Here is a 14968-nt window from a genome sequence, read left to right as displayed (position 1 = left end):
CTGACCTTTTACTCGTTGCGTGAAGCCCAAATAATCATCGAAAGGTGGAGGATACACTACAATACCAAACGCCCCCATAGTGCGCTGAACTTCCGCCCACCGGCTCCTGAAGTAATCATTCCAGTAGACCAAAGGCCAGTCATGCACTAACTTTCAAACCGGACCACTCAAGTGGGGCTGATCAGTGCAGCATAGCGCAGCGTTGGGAAAAAGTTCTCTCTATCAAGACCACGGTAGATAAAGAAACCGATTGGAATTGCGTAGATCACAGCAACACCAGCAGCTTCTGTTGGCGTCATAACACCACCATAGATGCCACCCAGAATGATAACAGGCATCAACAGAGCGGGCATGGCTTTGAAGCTTCTGGTGCGCAGCTCAAACGTGAACTTTCCGCCAACGCGTTCGGTCTTCAGATCCTTCACGTTCCGCAACATCACGAAGTTTACGATGCAAAGGAAACCGATGAGGATGACCCCGGGAACAACGGTCGCCAAAAAGCACTTGAGCACGGATTACTGCGTGGTCAAGGCATAAAGAATTTGCGAGGAGCTAGGCGGAATAAGCAGGCCCAATGGACTTGCGCTCACGATCAGCGCTGCAGCCATGCCTTCCGGATAGTTGGCTTTGCGCAGATGCGGCATCATGATGGAGCCGATGCAGGTCAGCGTTGCTGTGGCTGAGCCAGAGATTGCTCCGAAGATACCACTTGCAACGACTGCAGCTGCACTCAACCCACCCCGGACATTGCCCACCATTAACTCAGCAAGAGACACCAAAGGTGCCGCTATCCGGCCACGCTCCATGATTGCGCCAGCCAAGATGAACAAAGGGATTGCGAGCAGGACCAGTGAGCTCACCTTCCAGTGCCCGGTTGGCATAAAGCCGCTGACGTCATGGCCGCCAAAAAGCGCGATAAATAGCAGAACAGCGCCAAAGGACATTGGGACACTGACACCAATCACCAGCATGAGACAGATAAGAATAAGGCTTCCCAGAATAATCATAGTGCTGGCTCTTTTGTTTTTGTTGTCTCTGGCATGACCGGCGAAAACGATACATCATCTTGCTGTTGCACATTTGATTGTGCCGCAGATTTGGCGGGGCCGGTTTTGACGAGCACAATCAGATGCAGCAAGCTGTAGAAGGCCATGGTTGCGAACCCAACCAGCATGGCAAGGCGTGGGACAAAGAACGGAATTCGAAGGGCAATTGTTGCGCGCCACCGAGGATAACTGTCGATCTCATCAATGATCATGAGTGCAGACCAGTAGACCAGTGCCATCGCAATGATGAACTCGATGCCACCGATAATAACTGCCCGCACATGTGCTTTACGTGGATCTTTGATCACATAGGTCAGCAAGTCTGCATTCACATGAGAGCCATCGTAGGTTCCCATTGCAGCGCCTGCGAAATACATCCAGAAACAGATGATCAGCAGCCATTCTTCGTAGGTAAACAGGTCTGAGCCAAATCCATAGCGAAAGATCACCACGAGAAAGAACGTGCCAGCCATGATGATACAGCCGATGGCAAGCAACCAGGATTTGATCGTTACCAAGCGGTCGACAAATCGAGACCAGCCTGGTGAGAGGTGTTGTGAGAGTTCAGACATGAATGCTCATAGTTCTGGCTTAACTTCAGGAAAAGAAACGGGCAGTAACAGGCCACCCGTTCGCACAGGTGTCTTCGTACTTATTTATCAGCCATCAGAGCATCGATGGTATCTTTGCCAACGATTTCAGAGATTTGTGGCCATACGTCGGCCCGCACCTTTTCAGCGATTGCAGCACGGTCTTCATCAGACACAGTCACAACCTGATAGCCGCTTTCCTGAAGCTTCGTGACGTACTGCGCTTCATTGTTTCGGCCCCAGGCGGCATAATCACGTGCGGCTTTGTCAAAAGCTGACTGGACAGCTGACTGCTGCTCTTGGGAGAGTTTGTCCCACGTGCGGCTGGAGGCGTAGTAGGTGGTGTTTTCGACTACAACGTTGTACGGGATGAAGGCTTTGCCAACATCAGAGGTTGCAAATGCGCTGTAAGCCAACTGCGCAGTACAGCAGATCGCTCCATCAACCGTACCCGCCTGAATGGCAGGAAAGACTTCGCCCCAGTTCATTGTGGTGGCTTTAAACCCGATTGATTCAACGGTCGCTTTGATGACCTGAGAGCTCCAGACACGAATGTTCATGCCTTTGTCGCCTGTGTTGCCTGCATTGTCAGGCACATCATTTGCTACAACACCGATGAACCCTTCTGGTGCGTTCGCCAGAAGCTTGAGACCCAAGCCGTCAAGACGCTCAGCAAAGATTTTATTGAAGGCAGAGCCCTTGTTCAGATAGACTTTTTCGGCTTCATCCCAGCTGCTCACAAGGTATGGCAGAGAGTTGATTTCCAGAACCGGATCACTGTGCGCATACACCACAGAATGCACCAGATCTACGTTTCCACGTGCAGCAGCTTCAAACAGTTCTTCGCCCGCACCAAGCTGGCCTGCAGGGAACACGGTTACTTTCAAATCAACATTGGCAGCTTCAATATCAGTCTTGATTTGCTCCAGCAGTGTGTTGCCGTAGTGCTCAACTGGTACAACACCGGCAAGCTTCAAGGTGGTTGCAGCAGAAACGCCGCTTGTCAGGCTGAGTGTCAGCGCAGTTGCAACAGCGAATTTTTTGAAATTGGTCAAGTGTCTCTCCTCCGAAAAATCGTTTTTTGCGTATGCCGAGTGCTGGTTGTGTGCGCTACCCCTTTTTGCTGCAACTAACAACCTACTCATAAATTCATAGGACCAAGAGTAGACGCATTAAGCAAGTTCATATATTTAATGTAGATATAAATTTGAGTAATATCATATGAATCGAACCTCTCTTGAACGCTTCTGTCGAAACCTCGACTGGAACTTGCTTTATACCTTTCTCATTATCGTTGAGGAGAAAGGGGTTACTAAAGCTGCCAAACGACTGCTACTAACCCAGCCAGCAATCACCAACGCGTTGAAACGACTGGAAAATCAGTTTGATTGCGTGCTGATAGATCGGAATGCAGGTGAGTTCTCACTGACCAAAGCCGGACAGCTTCTCTATGAAGAATGTTTGGAGATTTATAGCGGGGTTTCACGCATCGCAGCGGTGCTGAAAGACGTGCGCGAGGATGTGACCGGACACGTTTCTATCGCCACGGGAACCCACGCCGAGTCACCTGTGATTGATGCTGCTTTTGTGCGGTTTCACAAGACACATCCTAAGGCAACACTCTCAATTAAGGTTGCGACAAGCGGTGATGTGGTCACGCAAGTTAAGCGCAAAACGGCTTCATGTGGGATCGGCCTCACCACAGCCCGTCAACCTGGCCTGACCTATGAGATTATCTACCGCGAGAGATTTGCGCTTTATTGTGGCCGGCTCAGTCCGCTGTTTGGGCGCGATGATATTCGTAAGGAAGAGCTCGCGCACGAGCCCTATGTGACTTTTCCAACCGATGAACCCGGCGGAGAAATGAGTGAATTTGCCATGGCGCGCAACAAACTGGGCATTGAGCATTCACCCGTTGGCCGGTCCTATCATTTGGAAGAGTTGCGCCGATTGATCGAAATTGGTGTGGGTGTCGGGCCATTTCCGGTCCATGTGGCGCGGCCTTATGTTGAGGCGAAGCGATTATGGCGCATTACCGATTTTGCAGACCTGCCGATCTACGACATTGCACTCATCACAAACTCAAAGACCCGGCACAATGCAGCGGAGGCTGCGTTTATTGAGATACTGCGGGACGAAATTAAAAAGGTGTCTCTGGAAGACAGAAGCTATCTGAACTAGGTTTTATCGCTGGACCAAAACTAACTGTAGCTCCACCTCAGAGAGAGATGGAGCTACAGTTAGTTGAACAAGCCTTAGTCAGTAAGTCCCAAAAGCTGTTCAATGATCGTTATGAATAGCTCTGCTCCGATTGGTATCAGTGCATCCGGGAAGTCATAGTCTGGATTGTGCAGTTGTGGCTGGGTTTCTCCAGAACCCAAAAAGAACATCGCAGACTTTGCCCCATCCAATCCAAATCGACCAAAATCCTCGGACCAACGCATCGGATAGTCCAGTTCTTTCAATGGAGTGCCGATCCGCTTCGCTGCCTGAATAATCTGCTCACGACTTTCTGGGTGATTGACACAGGCGAGGAAAATATCATGCCATGTGATTGCAACATCCAGATCAGGTGTTGCTTGCGCTACAGCCTCTTGCGCTCGGGCAATCATATCTTCCATCAGGGCATCACTGATGGACCGCAGTGTGACGCGCAGCTCCCCAAAACCGGGTGCAATCCCAAACGTTGGTTCCCCTAAACGAGCATGAGTTAATGTGCTGAGTGTGAATTGATCATTCATCTCCCCACCAACACCGAGCTTTGCGAGCTGATCCATCAACATGGAGATCGCCGAGGCCGGGGAAAGGCCATCTTCTGGTGCGGCAGCATGCGAGCTTTTACCACGCAGGTTGATCTGCATTCCACGGGATGCGCAGTTGGCATATTCCTGACAGATGCTGACTTCACCCAAAGGTCGCCCTGGCAAATTGTGCAGCGAGAACGCAAAATCTGGTCGAAATTCTGCGAAGTTCGGATCTTCAATCACAGCCGCAGCCCCTGCTCCAGTTTCTTCAGCTGGCTGGAACATCAACACAACACGCCCTTGCTTCGGGCGTTGTGCGGCAAGTAAATGAGCTACACCAAGAACCATGGTCATGTGCCCGTCATGCCCGCACAGATGGCCACGGCCCGGAGTTTGTGAGCGGTACGGAACGTCGGAGATCTCTTCAATGGGCAACCCATCCAGCTCACACCGGATCATCACAGTTGGCCCATCTGCAGCACCACAATACTCAGCAATCACCCCAAAACCGCCAAGCCCGGAAACAATACGATCAGCCCCAATCCGCTCGAATTGCTCAACAATAAAGCGACCAGTTTGCTCTTCTTCACCAGAAGCTTCCGGCGCTTTATGCAGTGTTTGCCGAATATCTGTCAGATGACCAATTTGTTCAGCATTCAATTTGAACTGGATCGTGTCCAAAATGTGACTTCCCTCTCCAATCGAAAAAATTCTCAAAAAATTGAAAATTCAAAACTTTGAGTTACTTTTCATTAAAAATATTTTACAAGTAAAGTTCAACCTTAGTCATTTTTTCGATCAAATCACTTGTTTTTCGTTTTAAAACTAACTTCAATATATTGATTTCTTATTCTGTGAAGTGAAAGTCAAATTCGTTTGTTTTATGCGCTTATAAAATGAGATGATGAGACTATCAAACTGCATACTTCATTGAGGCCATGATTTATTTCTTCATCATTTTTGGGGCCGCATTCGGACTGATTGCTGTTCCTCTAGGGTTTTTCATCGGCCTTCAGGTCTCGCCAATACTCGCGAATATTCTTTTGTTCCCCTTTATTACGGCCAGTTGGCTGCTGGATGTGCCTCTTGGAGAAATGTCTGGCCTGCTGCGCATTTGCCTCACAGTGCTGTCTTCAATTATCTGGGCAGGATTGTTTGGCTTTGCGGGTTCGCTGCTCAAGAAGAAGCCTTCTTAAGCGGCTAAGAAATTACGATATGCACTTGCGGTCAGACCAGTGTGTTTCTGGAAGACTTTGTTAAAGTGGGATGCATCAAAAAAGCCGGACCGGATGGCAACATTTGTGATGGTTGCTTCTGTTTCCCCCAGTAAGCGTTTGGCTTCTTCTACCCTTATATGACTAAGCGCTTCGGCTGGGGATTTACTGAGGTCAGATTTGAATTTCATTTCAAGGCTGCGCCGTCCAACACCTAACATCTTGCAGAGCTGTTCAATGCTGCGCAAGTTCTCTGTTTCCTGCTGCATCATCAGCACTGCCCGTTGAACCAGATTATCTTTCGCTTTGAGCGACGTGGGCAGGAACGGCTGGGCTTTGCTGTCATCCTGAGCTTCATCCACCATCAGAATATGAAGGCTCTTGCGCGCTTGCCGCAGGCCGACATGACGCTCAACCAGATGGGCTGCGACATGCACTGCACTTGTGCCTCCTGAACAGGAAATACGATCCCGGTCGACGACAAAAATGCGATCAGAGACTGGCTCCAGCCCGTCAAATTGCTCCAGGAAATCCGTCCGGTGAAACCAGCTCACACAACATTTATATCCGTTCATTAATCCGGCACGATGCAAGATAAAGCTGCCAGTACACAGGCCTATCAATGGGACATCCTTCGCCACAGCAGATTTCAGATACTCAACATAGCGGCGATCCAAACGCTCAATGTGGTCGATCAAACCTCCAACAACCACTAGGTAATCAAAATGAGCTGGGTCGATCAAGTTGGTATCAGGATGGATGCGAACACCACAACTGGCTCGGATGGGTTCCATATCAGGCGCAATGACACTCCAACTGCATAGGATTGGTCTGCTGCTGTCTCCTTCATCGGCAGAAAGGCGCAGGACATCAATAAAGCTGGCGAAGGCCGACAATGTGAACCGGTTGGCCAGAATGAAGCCAACATTGAGCGCTGGTCGGGGCTGCCGCTTGGTCCGTGTTGCGTTCTCCACCTGCATCTCCTGCGCAAAAATACCTCATAATATTCGCAAGGGTACCATACACATTTTTACATAGCGGGCAATCTCTCTTGAATTCCAAGGAGGTAGCCTTGTCAAAATTTTCCGCAATGTCGCTCCTGAAAGGAGCGCTCACAGGCTATAAAAACGTTGAGCCCCAATGGCCTGACGCTGAGCTGAAAAGCGAATATGACGTCATAATCGTAGGTGCCGGTGGGCATGGCCTTGGGGCCGCCTACTATCTGGCAAAAGAACATGGCATCACCAATGTGGCGGTGATTGACAAGGGATGGCTTGGCGGCGGCAACACTGGCCGGAACACGACCATCATTCGCTCGAACTACCTTTATGATGAAAGTGCGCGCCTTTATGACCATGCCGTAGATCTATGGGATGGGCTTAGTCAGGACCTGAACTACAACGTCATGTTCTCGCAGCGCGGTGTGATGATGCTGGCGCACAACGTTCATGATGTGCAGAGCTTCAAGCGTCACATTCACTCCAATCGTTTGAACGGCGTTGATAATGTCTGGCTCACTCCTGAACAGGCCAAAGAAAAGTGCCCGCCCCTCAACATCGCGGCCAATGCTCGTTATCCTGTGATGGGAGCCGCATTTCAGCAACGTGGTGGAACGGCACGGCATGACGCAGTGGCTTGGGGTTATGCACGCGCTGCGGCGGCAAGAGGCGTTGATATTATTCAGAACTGTCCGGTTCTTTCCATCGAACGAGGACTAGACGGATCTGTCACAGGCCTTCAAACTGCACGTGGTTTTGTGAAGGCTAAAAAGATCGCGGTTTCTGCAGCTGGCGGAACCTCTGTGGTGATGGATACTGCCGGTGTGCAGCTTCCTCTAGAAAGCTATCCTCTTCAGGCGCTTGTGTCTGAACCTGTTAAGCCGATCTTTCCTCAAGTGGTAATGTCCAACAGTGTACACGCCTACATCAGCCAGTCTGACAAGGGCGAGCTGGTGATTGGTTCTGGAACTGATCAGTACGTTTCTTACTCTCAACGCGGTGGCTTGCCGTTGATAGAGCATACGCTTGCTGCCATTTGCGAAGTGTTCCCGATTTTCCGCCGTATGCGCATGCTGCGCAAATGGGGCGGTGTGGTTGATGTGACGCCTGACCGTTCTCCAATCCTTGGAAAGACCCCTGTGCAAGGCCTCTACCTCAATTGTGGTTGGGGTACGGGCGGCTTCAAGGCAACGCCGGGCTCTGCGCATGTTTTTGCGCACACAATTGCAAAAGATGAACCTCACCCTATCAATGCGCCGTTTACGCTCTCGCGTTTTGAAACAGGTCGTTTGATTGATGAAGCAGCAGCTGCTGCCGTGGCGCACTAAGGAGGCAGCCTGATGCTCTTAATCCACTGTCCTTATTGCAAGGAAAAGTTGCCTGAGTTGGAATTTGAATATGCCGGGCAAGCGCATATCGCACGCCCGGAAAATCCAGCTGAGCAAACAGATGCTGAATGGCGCGACTATCTGTTCATTCGCTCCAATGTACGCGGAGATCATGCCGAGCAATGGCGACACTCACATGGTTGTGGGCGTTATTTCAACGCTCTGCGGAACACTGTGAGCGACAAATTCATCGCCACCTATGAGATTGGACAGGCCTGCCCGACTAGCCACGCAGAAGGTGAAGAGAACAATGAACAACTGGAGAGTTGACGGCAAAGGCCGCATCAATCGCGACAAGCGTGTTCGCTTCACTTTTGATGGCGTTTCCTACCAAGGATATGAAGGCGATACGGTTGCCTCTGCCCTGCTTGCCAACGGCGTTCATCTTATGGGACGCTCGTTTAAATATCACCGTCCGCGTGGTCCTGTGACAGCCGGATCAGAAGAACCTAACGCGTTGATTGGAACGTCCCGCTCTGGTGCAGGTCGCTTTGAACCAAACACCCGCGCTACTGTTCAGGAGCTTTACGAAGGGCTGACCACTGTTAGCCAGAACAAGTGGCCAAGCCTGAACTTTGATGTGGGAGCGGTGAACGACAAGCTCCACAAGCTGTTTGCAGCCGGGTTCTACTACAAGACATTCATGTGGCCAAAGAGCTTCTGGGACAAGGTTTATGAGCCTGTTATCCGCGCGTCTGCCGGATTGGGCGTTTCCCCAACCGAACCGGATGCTGACACCTATGCCTCGCGCTATCTGCATACGGAACTGCTGATTGTTGGTGCTGGGCCTGCTGGGCTTGCTGCAGCTTTAACGGCGGCTCGCAATGGAACTGATGTGGTCCTTGTCGATGAGAACCGGGAGCTTGGAGGCTCTCTACTTTCGGAAGCTCCATCCGCCATTGATGGGAAGAACACCGAGAGCTGGCTTGCAGCAGTTATTGCTGAGCTTGAAGCCTGCGACAACGTTCGTATCATGACCCGTGCGACTGCCATTGGCTATTACCACGAGAACATGGTGGGCGTTGCTGAAAAGCTCACAGATCACATGGAAAACCCGCCTGCAAATGCTCCACGAGAACGAATGTGGCGTATTCGAGCACAAGAGGTCATTCTTGCTCAAGGTGCACTTGAGCGCCCGTTGGTGTTTGATGGCAATGATCGCCCCGGTGTGATGATGGCAGGTGCGGCGCAGACCTATCTCAACCGCTATGGCGTTAAGGTTGGCAATGCTGCTGTTGTGGTTACTTCCCACGATTCAGCCTGGTACGCCGCCTTTGACCTTGCTGATGCAGGTGTGAAAATCCCTGCGATTGTTGATGTACGCACCACTGTGAATGACTACTTGCAATCGGAAGCCCAAAAACGCGGTATCTCGGCGAAGGTAGGTCACAGTGTAACGTCAGTAAGCGGGACAAAGCGCGTCTCCGGGGTGAAAGTCGGAAGAATTTCTGGCGATCAGCACGTTACAGACATCATTTCCATCCCTTGCGATGCAGTTTTGATGAGTGGTGGGTGGACCCCATCCCTTCACTTGTTCTCTCATACCAAAGGCAGTTTGCATTGGGATGAAGAAAACGAAGTCTACTTGCCTGGTGAGCGAACCGAACGGTGTCATATCGCCGGTGGTGGGCGTGGGTTATGGAGCCAGCAGGCTGCTTTTGATGATGGTGTGCATGCAGCTCAGCAAGCTTTGATTTCATTGGGGCAGAATGCACCAGGTCTTTCCGTTGATGTTGATGGGGATCGCGCTGGTTCCGGTATTGTTATGGAAGAGCTGCCGAGCAATGATGACAAGCTGGCGGGCCGGGCTTTTGTGGACTTTCAGAACGATGTGACAGCCAAGGATATTCGCCTTGCTGTGCGCGAAGGTATGCTCTCCATTGAGCACGTAAAACGCTTTACAACCAATGGCATGGCGACCGATCAGGGCAAAATGTCAAACATGAACGGCCTAAAGATCGCTGCTAATGAGCTGGGGCGCCCTACTCCCAAGGTGGGTCTGACCACGTTCCGACCGCCTTATACACCCACGACATTTGGGACGTTTGCAGGCTATCACAAGGACGAGCTGTTTGAAGTAACGCGCAAGACCAACATTGATGGTTGGGCAGAAGAGAACGGTGCTGTGTTTGAGCCTGTCTCCTTGTGGCGACGTGCGTGGTATTACCCCAAAGCTGGTGAAGATATGCACGCGGCGGTGGCGCGGGAATGCAGAGAAACGCGCGCTTCTGTCGGCATGTTTGATGCCTCTACTCTCGGCAAGATTGAAGTTGTCGGGCCGGATGCTGCCGAGTTCATGAACCGGATGTACACCAATCCATGGACAAAACTGGCATCTGGTCGGTGTCGCTATGGTCTGCTTCTGGGTGAAGATGGTTTTATTCGGGATGATGGGGTTATCGGGCGGATCAGTGAAGATCGCTTCCATGTGACGACCACGACTGGCGGTGCTGCTAGGGTTTTGACCATGATGGAGCACTTTTTACAGACTGAATGGCCGGATCTGGATGTGTGGCTCACGTCTACGACGGAGCAGTGGTCCACCATTGCGCTGAATGGACCAAATGCTCGTAAGGTCCTGGAACCATTTGTAAAAGGTACAGACCTTTCTGCTGAAGCCTTCCCGCATATGGCACTTCGAGAGTGCACTGTGGGTAGTTTTGAAGCGCGTCTCTTCCGCGTCAGCTTTACTGGTGAACTGGGTTTTGAAGTGAACGTTCCATCTGAGCATGGGCGCGCGCTTTGGGAGATGCTGTATCAGGAAGGCAAGAAGTACGACATATGCGTCTATGGCACTGAAACTATGCATGTTTTGCGGGCGGAAAAAGGCTTTATCATTGTTGGGCAGGACACCGATGGCACTGTTACGCCAGCGGACGCGGGGCTGACCTGGGCCATTGGCAAAAAGAAGCCTGATTTTGTCGGCAAGCGTTCCTTGACGCGGCCTGATATGCTGTTGCCAAAACGTAAGCAACTCGTCGGCCTTTTGACGGAAGATCCAAGTGTTGTGCTGGAGGAAGGCGCGCAGATTGTTGAGACTGGTGACACTGCTATCCCAGCTAAGATGTTGGGCCACGTGACGTCTTCGTACTGGAGTGAAGTACTGGGGCGCTCCATTGCTATGGCTTTGATTGAAGGTGGTTTTGAGCGGAATGGCACCTCAATAGATATTCCCATGCCAGGTCAAACCCATCGTGCAACTGTCAGCGGGACCGTGTTTTACGATCCTGATGGCGACCGGATTAAGATGTAAGGGAGTGGCACATATGGCTTTCAATAGTACAGTCGAAACACTGCCAGCAATGGGCCGTTTTAGTTTGCGTTGCAAGCGTGAAAACACCGTTGCTATGTCAAAAGCACTCGGTTTTGAGCTGCCTTCGTCTATCAGCGAGACTGCTCAGTCAGGCGATATGACTGCCCTCAAATTAGGGCCGGATGAGTGGATGCTGACCTGCCCGATGGAGGCACGTTCAGAAATTGAAAAGTCATTGGCAGCGATCTATCCGGACGCAGTTCATAGTCTGACAGATATTTCCAGTCGTGAAGTCAGTATCCGGATTTCAGGTCCTGAAGCTGAGGAGCTGCTCTCTACGTCCTGTCCACGAAACCTTGCAGAGCTGAAGAGTGGTCGCGGGGTGCGGACTATATTTGATAGTGTGCAGGTGATCCTGACACGAGAAGAGCAAAACCAGTTTCGACTGGATGTTTGGCGATCGTTTGTGCCCCATGTAATGGGGCTGCTGACAGTCGCTGTTGCGGAGTTTGAATGCGGCCTTTAGGGCCGCATTTTTCTTGAGCGCATTTATCCTGCCTCTCTTCAATTTTATTTGAGCTTTTGCTCATACTTCCTGCGGATCAACCTGATGTTTTCATCAGACACCTAAGCATTTTCTGCAGCATTTCTCCCCAGAATCTCACTCATTCAACCTACCAATTCACCGTGTGGTTGAGGCTGTCTTGAATTTGCAGCGGGAGCAACGTAGAGGCGTCGCATTTTTACTGTCAATGTGCCTCAAACTTCCTGCCTCCATGAGATTAATTCGAACTAGATTTCCTGATTACTCTCGAGTTTCACGGGCCTGACGCAAAGAAACTGCCCATGAAATTTTAGAGAACTGTCACACTGTAAGAGGGAGGCTTAAAGTGTATCAGTCAGCATTTTCCAATGCTTGTGCGAAACACAGGCCTTGCCGCAAATCGACGAACTCCAGGCTCGTCTGTGCGGAGCCATCTTCAGTTCATTCCACCGGTTTTGATCATGTGTGGCTGAATTCAAGTCATGCCTCTTTGGTGTTCTCTGAATTTTCTTTAACAAACTACGCTAAGCCTCTTTACAAGCACGCTAATTCCAAATCACTTCATACTGAAGTGATTGACGTTCTATCGACTTGTTCTTCACGATCAGGCCAGACACCTGATCATCTCAGCAACCTGCACCGGTCAACTTCCCAGGCATCATTTTAAGCCGAGGTATCTGAACATGAGCGTTCCGTCTTACATTCAAGATCTTATAGCTCACCGCGAAAAGGGCAAAAGCCTCAACGCCCCCTTCTATAGTGCTCCCGACATTCTTGATCTGGACATGGAGGTCTTCTTTCGCAAACACTGGATTTTCGTAGCTGTTGAACCTCAGCTTCCGGAACCGGGCGATTGCATTACCGTTGAAATCGGCAAGACATCCGTCCTGCTTTTGCGCGGCGATGACATGTACATCCGCGGCTTTCACAACATCTGCCGGCATCGTGGTGCGAAGCTCATTGATGAGCCTGAGGCCACAATCGGCAATATTGTTTGCCGCTATCATGGGTGGACATATAATGAGGATGGCGAACTCATTCTGGCCGAGCATATGGGTAAGGACTTCGACAAGACCTGTCATGGCCTGAAGACCGTTCATGTGCGCTCAATTGCAGGTCTCATCTTCATTTGCCTTGCGGAGAACCCTCCAGAAGACATTGAAGAGATGGCGCAGATCATGGAGACCTATATTGCGCCTCATGATATCGCCAACTGTAAGGTGGCCTACACGGCTGATCTGGTTGAAGAAGGCAATTGGAAGCTGACGCTTGAGAACAACCGTGAGTGTTATCACTGCGAAGGCACTCATCCGCAGCTTACTGTTCCACTCTCCGAGTTTGGCTTTGGCTTTTCACCTGATGAAATGGATGAGCGGCGAACTGCGGATGTTAACAAATACCTGTCCCTGCTTGAAAGCGAACACAAGCGCTGGGAGGCCGCTGGCTTGCCTTCTGCCGAGGTGGACAAGCTGGCCAACGCCACCAGCTTCCGTTGTATTCGCCTGCCTTTGATGGGCGAAGGCGAGTCCCATACTCTGGACACCAAGATCGCCAGCAAGAAGCTGCTTGGAAACTTCAAGGACGCCAAGCTTGGTGGCTTGAGCTTCTGGCATAATCCCAACTCCTGGCACCATTTCATGAGTGACCACATTGTGACCTTTGCTGCTTTCCCATTGTCGCCGGATCGTACACTCGTGCGGACCACGTGGCTGGTGCACAAGGATGCGATTGAGGGAGAGGATTACAACCTCGACAACCTGAAGCAGGTCTGGATGATGACCAACCAGCAGGATGCAGATCTGGTGCGCCTGGCACAGCTTGGCAGTGAGGACCCTGCTTATGAGCAAGGCCCATACTCGGAATACACAGAGCCTCATGTGGAAGCACTTTGTGACTGGTATATTGAACGCCACAAAGCGCACATGCCTGCCGGTGATGTTGAAATGGCGGATGCATGACTCAGAACGTAACTTTTGATGATCTGAAAACCGTCACGGACTACGATGAAGAACACTTCACCGAAGCGACCCGGATCCCCATGTGGGATCCGGAGGTGGATGATGTTCTGGTCTGCCGACAAGTGCGGCAGGAAACGCATGATGTAAAGACGTTCCTGTTTTCTGCGCGTGAGCCTCGGGTTTTCAGGTTCTATCCCGGCCAGCACATGACCTTCGAGCTTCCGGTCGAAGGCATGATTATGCGCAGTTACACAATATCCGCTTCTGCTGCGCGGCCCTATCGTGTTGAGATCACGGTCAAACGAGTGCCAGGTGGTCCAGGCTCCAACTGGCTTTTGGACAACATGCTGCCGGGTAAGGAAGTGAATGTCTCTGGCCCTGCTGGTGAGTTCACCACTGATGCCACGCAGGAAGAGAAGCTGTTATTCATTTCAGCAGGCAGTGGCATCACACCCATGATGTCAATGACCCGCACGGCCTGCGATCTTGCAGAGCCGACAGATCTACATTTTATTCATGCTGCACGCACACCTGCAGATATCATCTTCAGACATGAACTGGAATTGCTGGCTGCACAAAATCCCGCTTTCAAGCTTTCTTTTACGTGCAGCACCACATCTGGATATAACAGCTGGAGCGGGTTTGAAGGGCGTTTGAGCCTTCAGATGCTGTCTCTCATGTCGCCAGACTTTAAAGACAGGAAAATTCTATGTTGCGGCCCTGCCCGTTTCATGGAAGGCGTGCAAAACATGCTGCAGGAAGCAGGCTTCGACATGGCTAACTACCATGAAGAAAGCTTTGACTTTGGAGCTGAGACAGCTGGTACCTTTGAGGATCAGGTTTCTGCGCCGGAAATCAGTGACCAAACCTATCGGGTCACCTTTACCAAGACCGGACACGTGGTTGAGTGTGGGCCGGGCATGACAATTCTTTCTGCTGCGCGTGAAGCCGGTATTTTGCCGATGGCATCCTGCCAACGCGGTATTTGTGGTACATGCAAATCTCAACTGGTTTCGGGTGAAACCGACATGCAACATGGCGGAGGCATTCGAAAACGAGAAATTGATCAGGGTAAAATCCTGATTTGCTGCACAACACCTTTGTCAGACATTGAAGTGGACCTTTAGTGTTTGGCACTCCCCCATCCATTGATAAGTGACAAGAAAAAAGTGTATCTAAATCAATAAGAACGATAAGAAGGGTCCAGCCCAAGGATCTCTCCTGACCACAAGA

13 protein-coding genes and 1 pseudogene are annotated in these 14968 nt (G+C 50.9%); 9 read left to right on the top strand and 5 right to left on the bottom strand.

Going from position 1 to position 14968, the window contains the following annotated elements; translation table 11 throughout:
• On the top strand, positions 1-150 hold a 150-nt coding region (locus PsAD37_RS27620), incomplete at its 5' end, for an integrase core domain-containing protein (protein ID WP_153039760.1).
• 17 nt (positions 151-167) lie between these two features.
• Here PsAD37_RS27620 and PsAD37_RS29175 read toward each other — a convergent pair.
• The 3 genes and pseudogenes from PsAD37_RS29175 to dctP form a co-directional block, all read right to left on the bottom strand.
• Positions 168-1007: pseudogene (locus PsAD37_RS29175) on the bottom strand (TRAP transporter large permease).
• Entirely contained in the window at positions 1004-1618 is a 615-nt protein-coding gene (locus PsAD37_RS15315) for a TRAP transporter small permease (protein ID WP_063296894.1), read from the bottom strand. The pseudogene PsAD37_RS29175 and the gene PsAD37_RS15315 overlap by 4 nt, the downstream one beginning before the upstream one ends.
• An 80-nt stretch (positions 1619-1698) precedes the next feature.
• Positions 1699-2691, bottom strand: a complete 993-nt coding sequence (gene dctP / locus PsAD37_RS15310) for a TRAP transporter substrate-binding protein DctP (protein ID WP_063296893.1) — start codon at positions 2689-2691, stop codon at positions 1699-1701.
• Between the two features lie 166 nt (positions 2692-2857).
• On the opposite strand from dctP, the gene PsAD37_RS15305 reads away from it, so the two are divergent.
• The gene (locus PsAD37_RS15305) at positions 2858-3817 is read left to right on the top strand and encodes a LysR family transcriptional regulator (protein WP_063296892.1); all 960 of its coding nucleotides are present in this window, start codon (positions 2858-2860) and stop codon (positions 3815-3817) included.
• Between the two features lie 74 nt (positions 3818-3891).
• Here PsAD37_RS15305 and PsAD37_RS15300 read toward each other — a convergent pair whose 3' ends face one another.
• The gene (locus tag PsAD37_RS15300; RefSeq protein ID WP_244272535.1) at positions 3892-5061 is read right to left on the bottom strand and encodes an amidohydrolase; all 1170 of its coding nucleotides are present in this window, start codon (positions 5059-5061) and stop codon (positions 3892-3894) included.
• A gap of 257 nt (positions 5062-5318) precedes the next feature.
• Between PsAD37_RS15300 and PsAD37_RS15295 the strand changes: the two genes are divergently transcribed.
• Positions 5319-5576 (top strand): hypothetical protein, encoded by a 258-nt coding sequence (locus tag PsAD37_RS15295; RefSeq protein ID WP_063296891.1) that lies wholly within the window; start codon positions 5319-5321, stop codon positions 5574-5576.
• On the opposite strand, the gene PsAD37_RS15290 is transcribed toward PsAD37_RS15295, so the two are convergent.
• Positions 5573-6574 carry a GlxA family transcriptional regulator gene (locus PsAD37_RS15290; protein WP_063296890.1) on the bottom strand — a complete coding sequence of 334 codons (1002 nt, stop codon included), beginning with the start codon at positions 6572-6574 and terminating at the stop codon, positions 5573-5575. The genes PsAD37_RS15295 and PsAD37_RS15290 overlap by 4 nt on opposite strands.
• A gap of 92 nt (positions 6575-6666) precedes the next feature.
• Between PsAD37_RS15290 and PsAD37_RS15285 the strand changes: the two genes are divergently transcribed.
• The 6 genes from PsAD37_RS15285 (at position 6667) to PsAD37_RS15260 (ending at position 14862) form a co-directional block, all read left to right on the top strand.
• A complete protein-coding gene (locus tag PsAD37_RS15285) occupies positions 6667-7920 on the top strand; it encodes a sarcosine oxidase subunit beta family protein (RefSeq protein WP_063296889.1) in 1254 nt (417 codons plus the stop codon).
• A gap of 12 nt (positions 7921-7932) precedes the next feature.
• Positions 7933-8250 (top strand): sarcosine oxidase subunit delta, encoded by a 318-nt coding sequence (locus tag PsAD37_RS15280; RefSeq protein ID WP_057465189.1) that lies wholly within the window; start codon positions 7933-7935, stop codon positions 8248-8250.
• A complete protein-coding gene (locus PsAD37_RS15275) occupies positions 8231-11233 on the top strand; it encodes a sarcosine oxidase subunit alpha (RefSeq protein WP_063296888.1) in 3003 nt (1000 codons plus the stop codon). Before PsAD37_RS15280 ends, PsAD37_RS15275 begins: the two co-directional genes overlap by 20 nt.
• A 13-nt stretch (positions 11234-11246) precedes the next feature.
• Complete coding sequence (locus tag PsAD37_RS15270) at positions 11247-11759, top strand: sarcosine oxidase subunit gamma (protein WP_063296887.1); 513 nt, start codon at positions 11247-11249, stop codon at positions 11757-11759.
• A gap of 701 nt (positions 11760-12460) precedes the next feature.
• Positions 12461-13735, top strand: a complete 1275-nt coding sequence (locus PsAD37_RS15265) for an SRPBCC family protein (protein ID WP_063296886.1) — start codon at positions 12461-12463, stop codon at positions 13733-13735.
• Positions 13732-14862 (top strand): hybrid-cluster NAD(P)-dependent oxidoreductase, encoded by a 1131-nt coding sequence (locus PsAD37_RS15260; protein ID WP_057465193.1) that lies wholly within the window; start codon positions 13732-13734, stop codon positions 14860-14862. Before PsAD37_RS15265 ends, PsAD37_RS15260 begins: the two co-directional genes overlap by 4 nt.
• Positions 14863-14968: the final 106 nt, after the last annotated feature.

This window comes from Pseudovibrio sp. Ad37, assembly GCF_001623075.1.
In the GTDB taxonomy this organism is placed as follows: domain Bacteria; phylum Pseudomonadota; class Alphaproteobacteria; order Rhizobiales; family Stappiaceae; genus Pseudovibrio.
The sequence above is the reverse complement of the archived record's forward strand: the minus strand, read 5'-3'. Positions and strand labels throughout refer to the sequence as shown.

What these genes read in the sequence shown, in the direction of transcription:
- PsAD37_RS15295 (WP_063296891.1), top strand. Translation starts at nt 5,319, where the DNA reads ATGATTTATTTCTTCATCATTTTTGGGGCCGCATTCGGACTGATTGCT.
- PsAD37_RS15275 (WP_063296888.1), top strand. Translation starts at nt 8,231, where the DNA reads ATGAACAACTGGAGAGTTGACGGCAAAGGCCGCATCAATCGCGACAAG.
- PsAD37_RS15305 (WP_063296892.1), top strand. Translation starts at nt 2,858, where the DNA reads ATGAATCGAACCTCTCTTGAACGCTTCTGTCGAAACCTCGACTGGAAC.
- PsAD37_RS15315 (WP_063296894.1), bottom strand. Translation starts at nt 1,618, where the DNA reads ATGTCTGAACTCTCACAACACCTCTCACCAGGCTGGTCTCGATTTGTC.
- PsAD37_RS15290 (WP_063296890.1), bottom strand. Translation starts at nt 6,574, where the DNA reads ATGCAGGTGGAGAACGCAACACGGACCAAGCGGCAGCCCCGACCAGCG.
- PsAD37_RS15280 (WP_057465189.1), top strand. Translation starts at nt 7,933, where the DNA reads ATGCTCTTAATCCACTGTCCTTATTGCAAGGAAAAGTTGCCTGAGTTG.
- PsAD37_RS15270 (WP_063296887.1), top strand. Translation starts at nt 11,247, where the DNA reads ATGGCTTTCAATAGTACAGTCGAAACACTGCCAGCAATGGGCCGTTTT.
- PsAD37_RS15265 (WP_063296886.1), top strand. Translation starts at nt 12,461, where the DNA reads ATGAGCGTTCCGTCTTACATTCAAGATCTTATAGCTCACCGCGAAAAG.
- PsAD37_RS15260 (WP_057465193.1), top strand. Translation starts at nt 13,732, where the DNA reads ATGACTCAGAACGTAACTTTTGATGATCTGAAAACCGTCACGGACTAC.